Genomic DNA, 16,063 nt, shown 5'->3' on the forward strand with positions numbered 1-16,063 from the left:
TAGGCGTTACCCGGTGCAGGGCTCCAGCTATGAAGGCGATAAGGCGGGGCGATAGCGGGGCGGGACGGCGAGAGAAGTGCCGGAACGCATCAAGGACGGGCGTTTCGCAGGAAGTGCCGGAAACCGCAAGGGCGATTTTTATGGCAGGTTCCGGTGGGGCGGACTTTCGACTTTAACGGTGCCGGTCGGCCTCGCCAAGGTCATTTCGTCGCTGTGACAAAAAAGGCCGCCCAGCAGGAAAAAAGACTTCTTGTCGTCATCGAAACTGCTGTATGAACGTTTTCAGACAGCCGATTCCTGCAGACAGGTGGCGTCCCCCAGTCCGCACCTTGCATGCAGTCCCCCGCGTCCATGACGCAGGGAGTCGGCGGTCCCTTCGCGGCGGAGCGCTGTTCCGGCATTCCGTCGCCTGGCCTCTCGAAAAGGTGACCGAGTATGGATGACCACGGACGCTCAAGCTCTACCCAGCCAATCCTCTACGTCCTCGATACCAACGTCCTGATCCACGATCCAAACGCCTTGCTCAATTTCCAGGAGCACCATGTCGCCATCCCGATGACCGTGCTGGAGGAACTCGACAGTCTCAAGACCGGTAAACACAGCGTCGCCGCGGAGTGCCGCCAGGCGATCCGCCTGATCGACAAGGTACTCGGGGATGCCACCCCGGAGGAGGTGGAGAAGGGCGTACCTATCCAGCGCGGCAAGAGCGGGCCCAAGGGCACGTTGTCGATCCTGATGAGCAAACGCGCGGAGCCGATCACCTGGCTGCCCGAGCACCTCAACGACAACAAGATCATCAACCAGCTGGTGGAGCTGCGCAGCCGCTTCCCCGGCGAGCTGGTGGTGCTGGTGACCAAGGACATCAACATGCGCCTGAAGGCGCGTGCCTGCGGGATCGATGCCGAGGAATACCACTCCGACCAGCTGATCGACGACGTCGACATGCTCTCGCGTGGCTATCACAGCATGACCGGCTCGTTCTGGGACCGCGTGGCCAAGGTTGATACCCGCCAGGACCACGGTCGCACCTGGCACCGCGTCCAGCTCACCGACAACCTGCCGGCGGTGCATGTCAACGAGTTCATCCTCGACGAGCAGGGTTTCGTCGGCTGGGTGAAGGGCATTCGCGAGAGCGAGCTGCTGATCCTCGACATGCACCAGGAGCCGCTGCTGCACCAGGAAGCCTGGGGCCTGCGCCCGCGGGACATCCACCAGGCGCTGGCGCTGTTCGCGTTGCTCGACCCGGACATCCATCTGGTCAATCTGACCGGGGCCGCCGGCTCCGGCAAGACCATCCTCGCGCTGGCCGCTGCCATCGAGCAGACCATGGTGACCAAGCGTTACCGGCGCATCATCGCCACCCGCAGCGTGCAGGGACTCGACGAGGACATCGGCTTCCTGCCCGGCACCGAGGCCGAGAAGATGGAGCCCTGGCTCGGCGCCATCACCGACAACCTCGAAGCGCTGCACATGGACGACGAGAACACCCACGGCAGCGTCGACTACATCCTGCAAAAGGTCCCGTTGCAGTTCAAATCGCTCAACTACATCCGCGGGCGCAGCTTCCAGCAGAGCCTGATCCTCATCGACGAGTGCCAGAACCTCACCCCGCACCAGATGAAAACCATCATCACCCGTGCCGGCGCAGGCTCGAAGGTGATCTGCCTGGGCAACCTGGCGCAGATCGATACGCCCTACCTGTCCGCCACCAGCTCGGGCCTCACCTACCTCACGGAGCGTTTCAAGGATTTCCCCCACGGCGTGCACATCACCCTGCAGGGCGTGCCGCGTTCGATCCTCGCGGAGTACGCCGAAGCGCACATGTAAGCCATGCGCACCGCCCTCCCGGCGGTGCCTTCATCCCGTCGCTGCGTGCCGCCCCCAGGCACGCAGCGCGGCACCTTCGTTGTAAACTGCCGGCTTTCAACGGCGGACGATTCCCATGCTGACCCACCTCGATTCCCAAGGCCGCGCCAACATGGTCGACGTCACCGAAAAGGCGGTGACCGCGCGCGAAGCCACCGCCGAAGCGCGGGTGCGCATGCTCCCGGCGACCCTGGCGATGATCCAGCAGGGTGGCCATCCGAAGGGGGACGTGTTCGCCGTCGCGCGCATCGCCGGCATCCAGGCGGCGAAGAAGACCTCCGAGCTGATCCCGCTGTGCCATCCGCTGATGCTCACCAGCGTCAAGGTCGAGCTGAGCGCCGAGGGCGACGACAGCGTGCGCATCGTCGCCCGCTGCAGGCTGGCCGGGCAGACCGGCGTGGAAATGGAAGCGCTCACCGCCGCCAGCGTCGCCGCGCTGACGATCTACGACATGTGCAAGGCGGTGGACCGCGGCATGCTCATCGAGGGCATCCGCCTGCTGGAGAAGCTTGGCGGCAAGAGCGGCCACTTCGTTGCAGGGGAGGCGTGATGATCCGCGTGCAGTATTTCGCCCACTACCGCGAAAGCCTCGGCCTGGACAGCGAACAGCTGCCCTGGGACACGCGCTTCGCCTGCCTCGACGACCTGCGGCAAGTGTTGCTGACGCGCGGCGGCGCCTGGGACGTGCTCGCCGAGCCCAACCTGATGTGTGCGCGCAACGACGAGCTGTGCAGCCTCGCCGAGCCGCTGCAGGACGGCGATCAGGTGGCCTTCTTCCCCACCGTCACCGGAGGCTGAGATGGCGATTCGCGTGCAGGCGACAGCCTTCGATCCCGGAGCCGAACTCAATGCGCTGCATGCGGCGAATGTCGGTATCGGCGCAGTGGTCGGCTTCGTCGGCTACGTGCGCGATTTCAACGACGGCCGCGAGGTGGCGGGGATGTTCCTCGAGCACGCGCCCGGCATGACCGAGAAGGCCCTGGCGAAGATCGTCGCCGAAGCCGAGCGGCGCTGGCCGCTGCTACGCATCGACGTATTGCACCGGGTCGGCGCGCTGCAACCGGGCGAGCCGATCGTCTTCGTCGGCACCGCCAGCGCCCACCGCCAGGCCGCGTTCGCGGCCTGCGATTTCGTCATGGACTACCTGAAGACTCGCGCGCCGTTCTGGAAGAAGGAAGACACCGCCGAAGGTCCGCGCTGGGTGGAAGGGCGCGCCAGCGACGAGGATGCCGCCGGGCGCTGGGAAAAGTAGTTTCAGCCGGCTTGTACGGAGCCACTTGGGTTGCTGCCGCTGCCCGTCGCCCCTGCGCGGGCAGCCTCGACAGCCGAGGCGCCAGCAGTCGCTTCAGTTGAGCCCGATGTAGATGCCCAGGGCGATCGGCGCGAGCATCGACAGGCCGCCCACGCCGGTCATCCAGACGCCCCATTCCTTCTCGCGGAAGGTGAAGCCGATGCCGAGCAGCAGGAACCCTGCGACCAGAAGGAAAATCATGAGGTGGAAGTTGTCCATGGCAAGCCTCCCGCCAAGCGTTGGCGTGTTTTCAGAGTAGCTCTCGGCTAGAGCCCCGTGCTGACCCGCGTCAGCTTCGTCGGGATCAGCGCCGCAGGGCGGGAAGCAACGCCAGCAGGCTTTCCGGCAGCGCCTGGCGCAGGTTATCCGTCAGGGTCTCGCGGCGTTTCTGATAGGCGACGCCGATGCCGATCAGGCCGATGCCGATCAGCGTCAGCACGATCGGGAACAGCAGGGAGTCGGCGAATACCCGGTACGACAGGTAGCCCAGGTAGGCCGCCACCCCGAGCGCGCCGAAGACCATGAACAGCGGCCGGCGCAGGGCCACCGCGATGCCCATCAGGGAGAGGTTGATCAGGCAGTAGAAGGCCTTGCCCAGCTCGCTGCCGCTGTCCATCAGGGTCAGTCCGCCCCAGAACGCCAGCAGCCCGGCGAGGTAGCCCCAGAAGGCGAAGTCGCGTCGTGTTCGCCCGTCCACCAGCAGGCTGGCAAGAATCAGCGCCAGGCCGAACCAGAGCGACACCCAGCGCCGCTGTTCCCAGCTGAAGTCCGTGCCATAGAGCAGGTCGGTCAGGTCCATCGACATGAACCACAGCGCCACTGCCAGCGGCATGACGATGAAAGGAAAGGGCAGCAGGCGCAGCGTCAGCAGCCCGACCAGCACGGTCGCCGCCTCCATGCCGAGCCAGCCGCTGCGCACGTAGACGTAGTAGTCGTGGTAATCGCCGAGCCCGTCATCCTCCGGCCACCAGCCGAGCAGGCGCTGCAGGGCGAAGGTTGCCAGCGGCGTCAGGCTCACCGCCACCGCGCCGAGCAGCCCGCCGGGAATCTGCAGGCCGCGGCGCCAGAGGCCCAGGCCGCAGAGGGTAAACAGGGCCATGTAGACGATGGCAATCACCAGCAGGGCAATTTCGCCGATGCGCATCCACGCCTCGGTGAGCAGCCAGCCGAGCGCCCCTATGATCAGCACGGCGCCGAAGTAGTAGGCGACGTGGGCGAGCTGGAAGCTAGGCTGGTCCGGTTTCTGGCGGCGCAGGAAGGCCAGCAGCGCCTGCTCCTGGCCAGGCTGGAGGATGCCGGCCTGGACGGCGTGGGTGAGGTTGGCGGCATCGAAGCGCTCGGTCATGGCGTCGTTCCCTGGGGCGATGAGCGAGTCTGGCGGAGCGCGCTTCGCTTTGCCAGAAGGGCATGAGCGGCGCGGAACGAAAACGGAGCCCTGAAGCTCCGTTTCTTCGTCGGCGATCAGTGCTTGCGCGGCACCGGCTTGAGCAATTCGTCCGGCGGCATTTCGCAGGTGATCTTGCGGCCCATCAGTTCTTCGATCGGCGGCAGGGCGAAGGCGTCGTCCTCGCCGGCGAAGCTGATCGAGGTGCCGCTGGCGCCGGCGCGACCAGTACGGCCGATGCGGTGCACGTAGTCGTCCGGGTCTTCCGGCAGGGTGAAGTTGATCACGTGGCTGATGGCATCGACGTGGATGCCGCGGCCGGCGACGTCGGTGGCGACCATCACGCGGATCTTGCCTTCGCGGAAGTCTTCCAGGGTACGGATGCGCTTGTGCTGCGGCACGTCACCGGACATCTGCGCGGCGCTGATGCCGTCACGGGTCAGGCGCTCCTCGATGCGCCTCACTTCGTCCTTGCGGTTGGCGAAGACCATCACCCGCACCCAGTCGTTCTGCGTGATGAGGTTGTACAGCAGCTTGTACTTGTCGCTGCCGGCGACCGCGTAGACGTGCTGCTCGACGTTGTCGCTGGCGACGGTTTCCGGTTCGATCTCGACGATCGCCGGCTCCGTGGTCCACTGCTTGGCGAGATTCATCACGTCTTCGGTGAAGGTGGCGGAGAACAGCAGGGTCTGACGCTCCCCCTTCATCGGCGTCTGCCGGATGATCTGCCGCACCTGCGGGATGAAGCCCATGTCGAGCATGCGGTCGGCTTCGTCGAGCACCATCACCTCGACCATGTCCAGATGCACTTCGCCACGCTGGTTGAAGTCCAGCAGGCGCCCTGGCGTGGCCACCAGGATGTCGCAGTAGCGGGCCTCCAGTTGCTTGAGCTGCTTGTCGAAGTCCATGCCGCCGACGAAGGTCATCACGTTGAGGCCGCTGTACTTGGTCAGCGCCGCCGCATCCTTGGCGATCTGCACCACCAGCTCGCGGGTCGGGGCGATGATCAGCGCGCGCGGCTCGCCCATGTAACGTTCCTTGGGCGGCGGGGTCTGCAGCAACTGAGTGATGATCGAGATGAGGAAGGCGGCGGTCTTGCCGGTGCCAGTTTGGGCGCGGCCGATGGCGTCCTGGCCCTTGAGGGTGAAGCCCAGCACCTGCGCCTGGATCGGCGTGCAGTAGGGAAAGCCGAGGTCGTGGATGGCGTGCATCAGGCGCGGATCGAGCTTGAAGTCGTGGAAGCGGGTCTTGCCTTCGGCCGGCTCGACCTGGAAGTCGGCGAGGGTCCAGTTGTCCGCCACGGGTGCCTTGGCGCTGCGCTCGCGGCGCGGACGGGCGGGTTTGCGCTCGGAAGGCTTCTCGGCCTCTGCGGCGGGGCGGCTCGGCGTGCTTTCACGCTCGGCAGCGGGCTTGTTCTGGAAGGACGGCAGGCCACGATCGGCGCTGGAAGGGGAGGCGATTGGGCTGGATACGCCGCCAATGACGGACTCTTCGGCTTTGCCGAACATTTTCTTGAGTGCTTTGAGCACGATGATCTCGTCAGTTTGGTTATGGAATGAACGCCTGGCAGTGTAAAGCAAGAAGCCCACAGGGCGAAGCGCCGCGGAGGGCGGGCGCCGGGACCGGATGAGGCGGAAAGGGTCAGCCGCAGAGGCGGTTGCGGCCATGCTGCTTGGCCTGGTAGAGCGCGGCGTCGGCGCGGGAGATGAGGCTTTTCAGCGTGTCGCCGGGTTCCATCTGGCCAAGTCCGATGGATACGGTGACGCCGGGCAGAACGCCGACGGGGGAATAGAAGGTATTGATCTGCTCGAGGCTTTGACGCAGGCGTTCGCCGATCCCGCGGGCTTCGTCGCGGCTCATTTCGGGGAGCAGGATGACGAACTCCTCGCCGCCGAAACGCACCATGCTGTCCTTGGGTCGCAGCTGGTTGCGCAGGGTATGGGATACCAGGCACAGGGCGTAGTCGCCGGCCAGATGACCGAACTTGTCGTTGTAGGCCTTGAAGTGATCGACATCGAGCATGAGCATGCACAGGTCCTGATCATTGAAGGCGCAGCGGGTACTTTCGCGCTCGTAGACGTGCTCCAGCCAGCGTCGGTTGAACAGCCCGGTGAGGGTGTCGACATTGGCATTCTGTTCGGTGTCGAGAATGATGCTGTTGCCGCGACGAACCCTGCCGCAGAGCATTTCCAGAAGTTTTTCCATGGCGTGCGGCGAGCGGCAGAGCAGCTCGAACAGCGCCTGGCGCGGCAGGCGCAGGAGGCGGCACTTGCCTTCGGCGACGATGTAGGCCGAGGGTGGCTGGCGGTCGATCACGCTTATCTCGCCAGCGCATTCGCCAGGAAGCAGGCTGATCACCGACTGATTGTCCAGCGAGCCGAGATAGAGCTTCAACTGGCCCTCGAGGATCAGATAGAGGTAGGCATTGGGGTTGAACGGCGAGAGCAGGATCTCGCCGATATCCAGTTCGCAGAGCTCGAATTCGCCGCTAACCGCCTGCAGCACCTCATCGCTGACGTCTTCCAGCAGCTCCAGCTGGCGCAGCGTCGACAGGTCCGCCTGCCAAGGCATCGTCTTCATGCCGGGCATCCGGCGTGGTTGGCGAGGGAGGGCGCTGCGGGCATTGCGTGTTTTTCCTGTCGTTTGGCGAACGTCGGGGAATGGACAGTATTCCTAGGGCAAAGTGCCAGCAACGAATCTGAACATAGTCGGCCGGCTCGGCAGCGAGCGGGCCCGCAGGGGCCAACCCGTGACGGCCGCTCAGCGACTGCCCGCTCTCACTTCAGACGTTCCGCCAGCCAGGCCGCGATGTCCATCACTTCTTCGGGCACCACCGCGTGGGCCATCGGGTAGTCCTTCCACTGCACCGGAATGTCGCGCGCGGCGAGGAAGTCGTAAGCGGCGCGGCCCAGGGCGGGCGGCACCACATCGTCGTGACGTCCGTGCAGGCAGAGCACCGGCAGGCTCCGCTGCGTCTCGTTGAACTCCAGTGCATCGCTGAAGGTGGGCGCATAGGTCGACAGCGCGAGCACGCCACCCAGCGGACCGGTCCAGCGCAGAAAGGCGGTGTGCTGCACCACGGCGCCGCCCTGGGAGAAACCGGCGAGGAAGATCCGCCGCGGGTCGATGCCTGCGTCGCGCTGCGCTTCGATCAGGTCGATCACGTGCTGCGCGGAACGCTCCATCTGGTCGCGATCGATGGCTCGCGCTTCACCGCTGATGGCCAGGATGTCGTACCAACTCGGCATCGCGTAGCCGTTGTTGATGGTCACCGGCTGAGTCGGCGCCTGTGGCAACACGAAGCGCAGACTGTCCATGCGCTGCTGGAGTGCAACTGCAACCGGCTCGAAGTCGTAGCGGTCGGCGCCCAGGCCGTGCAACCAGATTACGCACGCGTCTGCCTGCCGTGTGGGGTTAAGAATCAATGCGTCGCTCATGTGTGCTCCAAGTTGGTGCTTTGGCACATTTTTGGTGCCGAGGTTGTCGAAGGTTCAGGCGGTTCAGGAAAGAAGATGTCGCACCGCTGGAAGTTTTGGTATTGACCCATTTTTATCGAGCTTTTCCAATGGGTTGGTACGCGCTTTGCTAATCTGATCGCGGCGACTGTAACGGTAACAACTGTACCGCAACGCCATCGCCAACCCACGTAGAACAGGTTTCCCGTCACGCTGCGCCGCAAGGCGCTACGCTTGGCTCGTTACGTCTCCCGCCTGCTTTGATCAGCAGGCAAGGTCTGGATGAGCGCCGGCAGGATCGCCCGCCGCATCGTCCAGGCTCTGGTCCGCAACCGGCCATCCCGCTCATCAGGGATGGTAAGCCCCACAAGGGTGCGGTGAGCGGCCGAGACTCCGACACAACAAAAGGCAATTGGAGGTTTTGATGAAGATGGTGAAATCCACTCTCGCTGTGCTCACCACGGCAGCGGTACTCGGTGTTAGCAGCTTCGCGCAAGCCGGCGCTACCCTCGATGCAGTACAGAAGAAAGGCTTCGTCCAGTGCGGTATCAGTGACGGTCTGCCGGGCTTCTCCTATGCCGACGCCAAGGGCCAGTACAAAGGGATCGACGTGGATGTCTGCCGCGCGGTCGCGGCTGCCGTTTTCGGTGATGCGAGCAAGGTCAAGTTCAGCCCGCTGACCGCCAAGGAGCGCTTCACGGCGCTGCAGTCCGGGGAAGTCGACGTGCTCTCGCGCAATACCACCTGGACCAGCTCGCGCGATGCCGCGATGGGCCTGAACTTCACCGGCGTGACCTACTACGACGGCCAGGGCTTCCTGGTGAACAAGAAGCTCGGCGTTTCCAGTGCCAAGGAACTCGACGGCGCCACCGTTTGCATCCAGGCCGGTACCACCACCGAGCTGAACCTGTCGGACTACTTCCGCGCCAACAACCTCAAATACACCCCCATCACTTACGACACCTCGGACGAGAGCGCCAAGTCGGTCGAGTCCGGCCGTTGCGACGTGCTGACCTCCGACCAGTCGCAGCTGTACGCGCAGCGCATCAAGCTGGCTGCGCCGGACGATTACGTGGTGCTGCCGGAAGTCATCTCCAAGGAGCCGCTCGGCCCGTCCGTTCGTCAGGGTGACGAGGAATGGTTCGACATCGTTCGCTGGACCCTCTTCGCGATGGTCAACGCCGAGGAACTGGGCATCACTTCGAAGAACGTCGAAGAGACCGCCAAGTCCACCAAGAACCCGGACATCGCCCGCCTGCTGGGTACCGAAGGCGAGTTCGGCAAGGACCTGAAGCTGCCGAAGGACTGGGTCGTCAAGATCGTCAAGGAAGTCGGCAACTACGGTGAAGTCTTCGAGCGCAACGTCGGTGCCGGCAGCGAGCTGAAGATCGAGCGTGGCCTCAACGCCCTGTGGAACAAAGGTGGTCTGCAATACGCACCGCCGGTGCGCTGACCGTCGCCCCAGCCCGCCTCGTGCGGGCTGGTTCGTTCTGACCAGATGAAGCCTGACGCCCACACTCGTGGGCGTTGGACTTCAAAGAGGGCTCCTATGCAAAACACAGCACAAGCCCCGCGCCAGCGTGGATCGGTCTGGACCGATCCTCAGGTACGTGCGTGGGTTTTCCAGATACTCGCCGTTATTCTCGTGGTCAGCTTCGGCTGGTACCTGTTCGATAACGCGCAGACCAACCTGGAACACCGCGGCATCACTTCCGGTTTCGGTTTTCTCGGCAACAGTGCCGGGTTCGGCATTTCCCAGCACCTGATCGACTACACCGAGGCCGATACCTATGGCCGGGTGTTTTTCGTCGGCCTGCTCAATACATTGCTGGTGTCGGTGGTCGGTATCATCCTCGCCACCGTGCTTGGCTTCATTCTCGGCGTTGCGCGGCTGTCGCCCAACTGGCTGATCCGCAAGCTCGCCACGGTCTACATCGAGACCTTCCGCAATATCCCGCCGCTGCTGCAGATCTTCTTCTGGTACTTCGCCGTACTTGGCCCGCTGCCGAATCCGCGGCAGAGCCTCAACTTCGGTGACCTGTTCTTCGTCAACAACCGCGGCCTGCAGATGCCGTCGCCGGTGCCCGCCGAGGCCTTCTGGCCGTTCGTGCTGTCGGTTCTGGTGGCGCTGGTCGGGATCGTCGCCCTGTGGCGCTGGGCCAAAGCCCGTCGGCATGCGACCGGCCAGCGGTTCCCGGTAGCGCTGACCAGCCTGGCGCTGATCGTCGTGCTGCCGGGCCTGACCATGCTGGTCGCCGGCCTGCCGCTGCACTGGGAAGTGCCGGTGCTGCAGGGTTTCAACTTCCGTGGCGGCTGGGTGATGATCCCGGAGTTGGTGTCCATCGTCCTCGCGCTGTCGATCTATACCGCGGCGTTCATCGGTGAAACCGTGCGCGCGGGCATCCAGTCGGTCAGCCACGGGCAGACCGAGGCCGCCAGTTCGCTGGGCCTGCGTCCGGGGCAACTGCTGCGCCTGGTGATCATCCCGCAGGCCATGCGCGTGATCATCCCGCCGCTCACCAGCCAGTATCTCAACCTGGCGAAGAACTCCTCGCTGGCGGCCGGTATCGGCTACCCGGACATGGTCTCGCTGTTCTCCGGCACGGTGCTCAACCAGACCGGTCAGGCAATCGAAACCATGGCCATCACCATGAGCGTCTACCTGGCCATCAGCATCAGCATTTCGCTGCTGATGAACTGGTACAACAAGCGCATCGCGCTGATCGAGCGGTAAGGGGCTGCCATGACCACACATACCTTCAAGCCCGACATGCCGCCACCGGCGCTCAGCTTCGGGCCGATCGCCTGGATGCGGGCCAACCTGTTCTCCGGCGTGTTCAACACCATCCTCACCCTGATCGGCCTCTACCTCGTCTGGCTGATCGTTCCACCGTTGCTGGAGTGGGCGATCTTCAAGGCCGACTGGGTCGGCACCACCCGCGCCGATTGCAGCCGCGAAGGCGCCTGCTGGGTCTTCATCAGCGACCGCTTCGGCCAGTTCATGTACGGCTTCTACCCGGCCGAACTGCGCTGGCGTGTCGACCTGACGGTGATCCTGGCGATCGTCGGTGCCGCGCCGCTGTTCTTCAAGCGTTTCGCCTTCAAGGCGAAATACGGCATCGCCTTCCTGGTGATCTACCCGATCCTCGCCTACTGGCTGCTGCACGGCGGCTTCCTCGGCCTGCAGCAGGTGCCCACGTCGCAGTGGGGCGGCCTGATGCTGACCGTGGTGATCGCCGCCGTCGGCATCGCCGGCGCTTTGCCGCTGGGTATCCTGCTGGCTCTGGGGCGGCGCTCCAACATGCCGGCGATCAAGGTGCTCAGCGTGACCTTCATCGAGTTCTGGCGCGGCGTACCGCTGATCACCGTGCTTTTCATGTCCTCGGTGATGCTGCCGCTGTTCCTGCCTGAAGGCATGAACCTCGACAAGCTGTTGCGCGCGATGGTGATGGTGATCTTCTTCGAGGCCGCCTACATCGCCGAAGTGGTACGCGGAGGCATGCAGGCGATTCCCAAGGGCCAGTACGAGGCCGCGGCCGCCATGGGTCTCGGCTATTGGAGGACCATGAGCCTGGTGATCCTGCCGCAGGCGCTGAAACTTGTGATCCCCGGGATCGTCAACACCTTCATCGCGCTGTTCAAGGACACCAGCCTGGTGATCATTATCGGCCTGTTCGACTTCCTCAACAGCATCAAGCGCGCCACGGCCGACCCGGCGTGGCTGGGGATGTCCACCGAGGGCTACGTGTTCGCCGCCCTGGTCTACTGGATTTTCTGTTTCGGCATGTCGCGCTACTCCATGCACCTGGAGAACAAGCTCAACACCGGCCACAAGCGTTAGGAGCCCCTGATGAACCAACCCAACCTGCAAACCAATGCCGAGCCGATCATCCAGCTGCAAGGCGTGAACAAGTGGTACGGCCAGTTCCATGTGCTGAAGGACATCAACCTCAACGTGCAGCAGGGCGAGCGCATCGTCCTCTGCGGGCCTTCCGGCTCCGGCAAGTCGACCACCATCCGCTGCATCAACCGGCTGGAAGAACACCAGCAGGGCAGCATCATCGTCGACGGTATCGAGCTGACTAACGACCTCAAGCAGATCGAGACGATCCGCAGCGAAGTCGGCATGGTGTTCCAGCACTTCAACCTGTTCCCGCACCTCACCGTGCTGCAGAACTGCACCCTGGCACCGATGTGGGTGCGCAAGATGCCGAAGAAGGAGGCCGAGGAAATCGCGATGCACTACCTGCAGCGCGTGCGCATCCCCGAGCAGGCCAACAAGTTCCCCGGCCAGCTCTCCGGCGGCCAGCAACAGCGCGTGGCGATCGCCCGGGCGCTGTGCATGAAGCCGAAGATCATGCTGTTCGACGAGCCGACCTCGGCGCTCGATCCGGAGATGGTCAAGGAAGTGCTCGACACCATGATCGGCTTGGCCGAAGACGGCATGACCATGCTCTGCGTGACCCACGAAATGGGCTTCGCCCGCACCGTGGCGAACCGGGTGATCTTCATGGACAAGGGGGAGATCGTCGAGCAGGCCGAGCCGAACACCTTCTTCGACAATCCGCAGAACGAACGTACCCGTCTGTTCCTCGGGCAGATCCTGCACTGAGGATTCGCCGGTAAAAAAGGGAGCCTTCGGGCTCCCTTTTTTTGTCCGCGACGGGCTCAGTGCGTGGCGGGCGGCTGCGCGCCCAGGCGGCGGCGGAAAGCGCCGGGTGTTTCGCCGCAGAGCTGTTTGAAACGCTTGGCGAAGGTTGCGCGGTCCGCATAGCCGACCTGCACGGCCACCTGTTCCAGCGAGCGGGACGGGTTGCGCAGGGCCTCCTGGGCCACGCCGATACGCAGCCGCTGCAGGTAGCCGGCGGGCGTCAGCCCGGTGGCCTGGCGGAAGCGGCGCAGCAGCGTTCGCGGGGAACAGTGCGCCTGCTCGGCCAGGCGCTGGAGGTCGATGGGCTCGGCGTGATGCGCGCGCAGCCAGGCCAGCAGCGCGGTCATCGGCGATTCATGCGCGGCGGCGTCCGGCAGCAGCGGAACGAAGCGCGACTGGTTGCCCCGCTCTCGGTCGACCACCAGGGCGCTGGCGAGGCGTTGCGCCAGGGCTTCGCCGCCGAGCCGGGCGACCAGGTGCAGGCAGAGGTCGAGCCCGGCCTGCGCGCCGCCGGAGCAGAAACGCGCGCCATCCTCGGTGAGCAGCCGGTCGATGCACAGCTCGACGGCGGGGAAGCGCTGGCGGAAGGCATCCTCAAGCGCCCAGTGAGTGGTCGCCCGGTGGCCGTCGAGCTGTCCCGCTTCCGCGAGCAGGAAGGCGCCGCTGCACAGGCTCGCCAGGCGCTGCGCTGGCGGCCGCTGGCGCAACCAGTCGATCAGCGCCCCGTTGCCGGCAAGCGCGGCCTTCACGTTGCTGCCGCTGGCCGGCAACACCACCAGATCGGCGGATTCGGCCAGGCGCAGGTCGCCATCGACCTGGGTCCGCATCAGGCCGAGATCCACCGGGCGGCCGTCCTCGCTGACCCGCGACAGCTCGAACAGGCCGCCGCCAGCCAGGCGTTCGGCCAGGCGAAAGGCATCGTCGGCCATGCTCAGGCTGGAGCAGACGGTGTGTGGGCAGACGATCAGGGCGACTCGGAACATGCGCGGCTCGGGGAAACAAGGTTGGCGATTTTTGACACAACGTTGTCGTTATCGTCAATCACGGCGATGCTGCGCAATCCGCCACACTGCGCGGGTCGAAACGTTTCGGAGTCCCTCCATGAGCCACCCCAACGCGCAGCTCATCACCCAGTTCTACCAGGCGTTCCAGCAGCGCGACGCGGAGGCCATGGCGGCCTGTTACGCGCCCGAGGTGCGTTTCTCCGACCCGGTGTTCACCGATCTGCGGGGAGTGGCCGCGGGCGACATGTGGCGGATGCTGTGCGCCCGCGCGCAGGATTTCAGCCTGACGTTCGACGGCGTCGAGGCCGACGCGCAGCAGGGCAGTGCCCGCTGGGTGGCGCACTACCTGTTCAGCCAGACCGGTCGCCGGGTAAGCAACCACATCCAGGCGCGCTTCCGCTTCGCCGACGGGCTGATCGTCGAGCATCGCGATCACTTCAGCCTCTGGCGGTGGTCCGCCCAGGCGCTGGGCCCGCGCGGCGCGCTGCTCGGCTGGGCGCCGCCGGTGCAGGGTGTGATTCGCCGGCAGGCGGCCAAGGGGCTGGCGGCCTATCGCGCCGGACGCGGCTGAGCGCCGGTCCGATTCTTGTGTGTAAGGTGCTCCACCAAACGGTCGCTCAGCGGAACAGGGGCCGCCCATGTCACACCGTTTCAGCGCCTTCGTTCTTGTCGCTCTGCTGGGGCCGCTCGCCAGCTTTTCCGCCTGGGCGCTGCAGCCCGGCCAACTGGGCGACTTCTCCGAATACACCTTCGCCATGAGCTGGCGTCCGGGCTATTGCACCGGGCAGAGGGGCGCACCGGAGTGCGACAGCCCGGGCGCTGGCCTGACCTTGCACGGGCTCTGGGCGTCACTGCCCGATCGGCTCAAGGCCGAGGGTATGGACACCCCGCAATGGTGGCGCGAAGGCTGCGATCATGTGACCGGCAAGGTGCCGGAAAAAAACTTCTGCGCGCTGGCGCCGGTGCCGCTGAGCAGTGACGTACGCGGGCGCCTCGAGCAGGTCATGCCGGGCACCCAGAGCTGCCTGGAACGCCACGAATACGTCAAGCACGCGGCCTGCTTCGGCTTCGACGAGGACGCCTTCTTCAGGAAGAACATCGAGCTTTTCGACATCGTCAGCCAGTCGTCCTTCGGTGCACTGCTGGCCGCGCCGGAGCGCCGGGAGATCCAACGCAACGAGCTGATCCGGGCCTATGGCGATGCGTTCGGCACCCGCGATACCCACTCGCTGAGGCTGGTCTGCGACGTCCACGACGGGCGTGCCTGGCTGAGCAGCGTGGAGATCGGCATCACCCGCGAGGGACTGGACGCCTTTCCCGCCGCCGCCAGCCTGACGCCGCTGCTGCGCGGCAACTGTCCGGCACGCATCCAGCTGCGTTAGACGCGACGCTTGCGGGCACCTCCCCGGTGCGCATGGCGCACCCTACGAAGCGGTGCGGATACCAACCTCGCCGGAGACCGGTCGAACTCCCGTAGGGTGCGCCGCGCGCACCGCCACGCGTGCGGACATCGCCTCTGGTGCGCATGGCGCACCCTACGGCGAGCGCCGTGGAAATCGATCTCGCCATGGATCGGCAGGACCTCGTAGGGTGCGCCGCGCGCACCGCCATGCTTGCGGACATCGTCTCTGGTGCGCATGGCGCACCCTACGGCGAGCGGCGTGGAAATCGATCTCGCCATGGATCGGCCGGACCTCGTAGGGTGCGCCGCGCGCACCGCCATGCTTGCGGACATCGTCTCGGTACGCATGGCGCACCGCTGCGAGAGCGGCGTGGATGCCGCTTTACCAAGGGCCGGCCGGACGCTGTCGCGCGCACCGAGATGCACGCGAACAGCGCATCGGTCCCCTGCCGGTGGTGCATGCGCCGTTGTGCCGCAATTCTTAGCCGGCTATCCTTTTCCGCCCTCCGCTGGGCGACGTTCGTCGTTCGCGGAGCACGATAAAGGACCGGCCAGGACCGGTCGCCCATTGCGAAGCGAGCCGCACATGCCTGATCACGATCGTCCGCTGCCCGACCGGCACACGGGTTCCCCCGCGCCCCTCAACGATCTGTTGATCGACGCCGAGGCCGACGACGAGCCGGTGTCCCGGCCGTCGCTGCTGCGCCATCCGCTGTTCCTGCTGTTCGGGCTGGTGCTGGTGGCGCTGAACCTGCGCCCGGCGCTGTCGAGCATTTCTCCGCTGCTGGGCGAAGTGTCCGCCAGCCTGCACCTGTCCGCCGCCGCGGCCGGGCTGCTGACCACGCTGCCGGTGCTTTGCCTGGGCCTGTTCGCGCCGTTCGCGCCGCGCCTGGCCCGGCGCTTCGGTGCCGAGCGGGTGATCCTCGGCATCCTCCTGCTGCTCGCCCTCGGCATCGTCCTGCGCAGCCTGTTCGCGGTGCCCGGTCTGTTCGCCGGCAGCCTGCTGGCCG

17 protein-coding genes and 1 pseudogene are annotated in these 16,063 nt (G+C 65.3%); 12 read left to right on the top strand and 6 right to left on the bottom strand.

Annotated elements, in window-relative coordinates; translation table 11 throughout:
• Positions 1 to 76: 76 nt before the first annotated feature.
• The 5 genes from B2X67_RS02135 (at position 77) to moaE (ending at position 3,118) form a co-directional block, all read left to right on the top strand.
• Positions 77 to 217, top strand: a complete 141-nt coding sequence (locus tag B2X67_RS02135; RefSeq protein WP_286784459.1) for a hypothetical protein — start codon at positions 77 to 79, stop codon at positions 215 to 217.
• Between the two features lie 218 nt (positions 218 to 435).
• The gene (locus B2X67_RS02140) at positions 436 to 1,827 is read left to right on the top strand and encodes a PhoH family protein (RefSeq protein WP_090226971.1); all 1,392 of its coding nucleotides are present in this window, start codon (positions 436 to 438) and stop codon (positions 1,825 to 1,827) included.
• 115 nt (positions 1,828 to 1,942) lie between these two features.
• Positions 1,943 to 2,416, top strand: coding sequence for a cyclic pyranopterin monophosphate synthase MoaC (gene moaC, locus B2X67_RS02145; RefSeq protein ID WP_286784460.1), 474 nt, complete (start codon positions 1,943 to 1,945; stop codon positions 2,414 to 2,416).
• Positions 2,416 to 2,664 (top strand): MoaD/ThiS family protein, encoded by a 249-nt coding sequence (locus B2X67_RS02150; RefSeq protein WP_286784461.1) that lies wholly within the window; start codon positions 2,416 to 2,418, stop codon positions 2,662 to 2,664. The genes moaC and B2X67_RS02150 overlap by 1 nt, the downstream gene beginning before the upstream one ends.
• Before the next feature lies 1 nt (position 2,665).
• On the top strand, positions 2,666 to 3,118 hold the full coding sequence (gene moaE, locus B2X67_RS02155) for a molybdopterin synthase catalytic subunit MoaE (protein ID WP_286784462.1): 453 nt from the start codon (positions 2,666 to 2,668) through the stop codon (positions 3,116 to 3,118).
• Between the two features lie 93 nt (positions 3,119 to 3,211).
• Here the strand turns inward: moaE and B2X67_RS02160 are convergent, their stop codons facing one another.
• The 5 genes from B2X67_RS02160 to B2X67_RS02180 all read right to left on the bottom strand — a co-directional run bounded on the left by B2X67_RS02160 (position 3,212) and on the right by B2X67_RS02180 (position 7,978).
• Entirely contained in the window at positions 3,212 to 3,376 is a 165-nt protein-coding gene (locus B2X67_RS02160; RefSeq protein ID WP_286784463.1) for a hypothetical protein, read from the bottom strand.
• Between the two features lie 85 nt (positions 3,377 to 3,461).
• Positions 3,462 to 4,502, bottom strand: coding sequence for a DUF2157 domain-containing protein (locus B2X67_RS02165; RefSeq protein WP_286784464.1), 1,041 nt, complete (start codon positions 4,500 to 4,502; stop codon positions 3,462 to 3,464).
• A gap of 116 nt (positions 4,503 to 4,618) precedes the next feature.
• On the bottom strand, positions 4,619 to 6,070 hold the full coding sequence (gene rhlB, locus B2X67_RS02170; RefSeq protein ID WP_286784465.1) for an ATP-dependent RNA helicase RhlB: 1,452 nt from the start codon (positions 6,068 to 6,070) through the stop codon (positions 4,619 to 4,621).
• A 112-nt stretch (positions 6,071 to 6,182) separates the two neighbouring features.
• A complete protein-coding gene (locus tag B2X67_RS02175; RefSeq protein ID WP_286784466.1) occupies positions 6,183 to 7,121 on the bottom strand; it encodes a GGDEF domain-containing protein in 939 nt (312 codons plus the stop codon).
• A gap of 197 nt (positions 7,122 to 7,318) precedes the next feature.
• Positions 7,319 to 7,978: an alpha/beta hydrolase gene (locus B2X67_RS02180; RefSeq protein ID WP_286784467.1), complete on the bottom strand. Its 660-nt coding sequence runs from the start codon at positions 7,976 to 7,978 to the stop codon at positions 7,319 to 7,321.
• 442 nt (positions 7,979 to 8,420) lie between these two features.
• Here B2X67_RS02180 and B2X67_RS02185 point away from each other — a divergent pair, with 442 nt between their 5' ends.
• The 4 genes from B2X67_RS02185 to B2X67_RS02200 all read left to right on the top strand — a co-directional run bounded on the left by B2X67_RS02185 (position 8,421) and on the right by B2X67_RS02200 (position 12,608).
• Positions 8,421 to 9,449, top strand: coding sequence for an amino acid ABC transporter substrate-binding protein (locus tag B2X67_RS02185; protein ID WP_286784468.1), 1,029 nt, complete (start codon positions 8,421 to 8,423; stop codon positions 9,447 to 9,449).
• 96 nt (positions 9,450 to 9,545) lie between these two features.
• Positions 9,546 to 10,730: an amino acid ABC transporter permease gene (locus tag B2X67_RS02190; RefSeq protein WP_286784469.1), complete on the top strand. Its 1,185-nt coding sequence runs from the start codon at positions 9,546 to 9,548 to the stop codon at positions 10,728 to 10,730.
• 9 nt (positions 10,731 to 10,739) lie between these two features.
• Positions 10,740 to 11,837, top strand: coding sequence for an amino acid ABC transporter permease (locus B2X67_RS02195; protein ID WP_282344361.1), 1,098 nt, complete (start codon positions 10,740 to 10,742; stop codon positions 11,835 to 11,837).
• A 9-nt stretch (positions 11,838 to 11,846) separates the two neighbouring features.
• The gene (locus B2X67_RS02200; RefSeq protein WP_090226996.1) at positions 11,847 to 12,608 is read left to right on the top strand and encodes an amino acid ABC transporter ATP-binding protein; all 762 of its coding nucleotides are present in this window, start codon (positions 11,847 to 11,849) and stop codon (positions 12,606 to 12,608) included.
• 56 nt (positions 12,609 to 12,664) lie between these two features.
• On the opposite strand, the gene B2X67_RS02205 is transcribed toward B2X67_RS02200, so the two are convergent.
• Positions 12,665 to 13,630, bottom strand: a complete 966-nt coding sequence (locus B2X67_RS02205; protein WP_286784470.1) for a GlxA family transcriptional regulator — start codon at positions 13,628 to 13,630, stop codon at positions 12,665 to 12,667.
• A 118-nt stretch (positions 13,631 to 13,748) separates the two neighbouring features.
• On the opposite strand from B2X67_RS02205, the gene B2X67_RS02210 reads away from it, so the two are divergent.
• From B2X67_RS02210 to B2X67_RS02220, 3 genes and pseudogenes are all read left to right on the top strand, one after another.
• Complete coding sequence (locus B2X67_RS02210) at positions 13,749 to 14,222, top strand: nuclear transport factor 2 family protein (protein WP_286784471.1); 474 nt, start codon at positions 13,749 to 13,751, stop codon at positions 14,220 to 14,222.
• A 67-nt stretch (positions 14,223 to 14,289) separates the two neighbouring features.
• Entirely contained in the window at positions 14,290 to 15,033 is a 744-nt protein-coding gene (locus B2X67_RS02215) for a ribonuclease T2 family protein (protein ID WP_286784472.1), read from the top strand.
• A 606-nt stretch (positions 15,034 to 15,639) separates the two neighbouring features.
• Positions 15,640 to 16,063, top strand: a pseudogene (locus B2X67_RS02220) (cyanate transporter); the annotation flags it as partial.

The sequence above is a fragment of the Pseudomonas sp. UBA3153 genome (genome assembly GCF_002364635.1).
In the GTDB taxonomy this organism is placed as follows: domain Bacteria; phylum Pseudomonadota; class Gammaproteobacteria; order Pseudomonadales; family Pseudomonadaceae; genus Pseudomonas_O; species Pseudomonas_O kuykendallii.

Excerpts from the sequence above, each read along its gene's own strand:
- B2X67_RS02140 (WP_090226971.1), top strand. The coding sequence starts at position 436 with ATGGATGACCACGGACGCTCAAGCTCTACCCAGCCAATCCTCTACGTC.
- moaC (WP_286784460.1), top strand. The coding sequence starts at position 1,943 with ATGCTGACCCACCTCGATTCCCAAGGCCGCGCCAACATGGTCGACGTC.
- B2X67_RS02150 (WP_286784461.1), top strand. The coding sequence starts at position 2,416 with ATGATCCGCGTGCAGTATTTCGCCCACTACCGCGAAAGCCTCGGCCTG.
- moaE (WP_286784462.1), top strand. The coding sequence starts at position 2,666 with ATGGCGATTCGCGTGCAGGCGACAGCCTTCGATCCCGGAGCCGAACTC.
- B2X67_RS02160 (WP_286784463.1), bottom strand. The coding sequence starts at position 3,376 with ATGGACAACTTCCACCTCATGATTTTCCTTCTGGTCGCAGGGTTCCTG.
- B2X67_RS02165 (WP_286784464.1), bottom strand. The coding sequence starts at position 4,502 with ATGACCGAGCGCTTCGATGCCGCCAACCTCACCCACGCCGTCCAGGCC.
- B2X67_RS02175 (WP_286784466.1), bottom strand. The coding sequence starts at position 7,121 with ATGAAGACGATGCCTTGGCAGGCGGACCTGTCGACGCTGCGCCAGCTG.
- B2X67_RS02180 (WP_286784467.1), bottom strand. The coding sequence starts at position 7,978 with ATGAGCGACGCATTGATTCTTAACCCCACACGGCAGGCAGACGCGTGC.
- B2X67_RS02185 (WP_286784468.1), top strand. The coding sequence starts at position 8,421 with ATGAAGATGGTGAAATCCACTCTCGCTGTGCTCACCACGGCAGCGGTA.
- B2X67_RS02190 (WP_286784469.1), top strand. The coding sequence starts at position 9,546 with ATGCAAAACACAGCACAAGCCCCGCGCCAGCGTGGATCGGTCTGGACC.
- B2X67_RS02195 (WP_282344361.1), top strand. The coding sequence starts at position 10,740 with ATGACCACACATACCTTCAAGCCCGACATGCCGCCACCGGCGCTCAGC.
- B2X67_RS02200 (WP_090226996.1), top strand. The coding sequence starts at position 11,847 with ATGAACCAACCCAACCTGCAAACCAATGCCGAGCCGATCATCCAGCTG.
- B2X67_RS02205 (WP_286784470.1), bottom strand. The coding sequence starts at position 13,630 with ATGTTCCGAGTCGCCCTGATCGTCTGCCCACACACCGTCTGCTCCAGC.
- B2X67_RS02210 (WP_286784471.1), top strand. The coding sequence starts at position 13,749 with ATGAGCCACCCCAACGCGCAGCTCATCACCCAGTTCTACCAGGCGTTC.
- B2X67_RS02215 (WP_286784472.1), top strand. The coding sequence starts at position 14,290 with ATGTCACACCGTTTCAGCGCCTTCGTTCTTGTCGCTCTGCTGGGGCCG.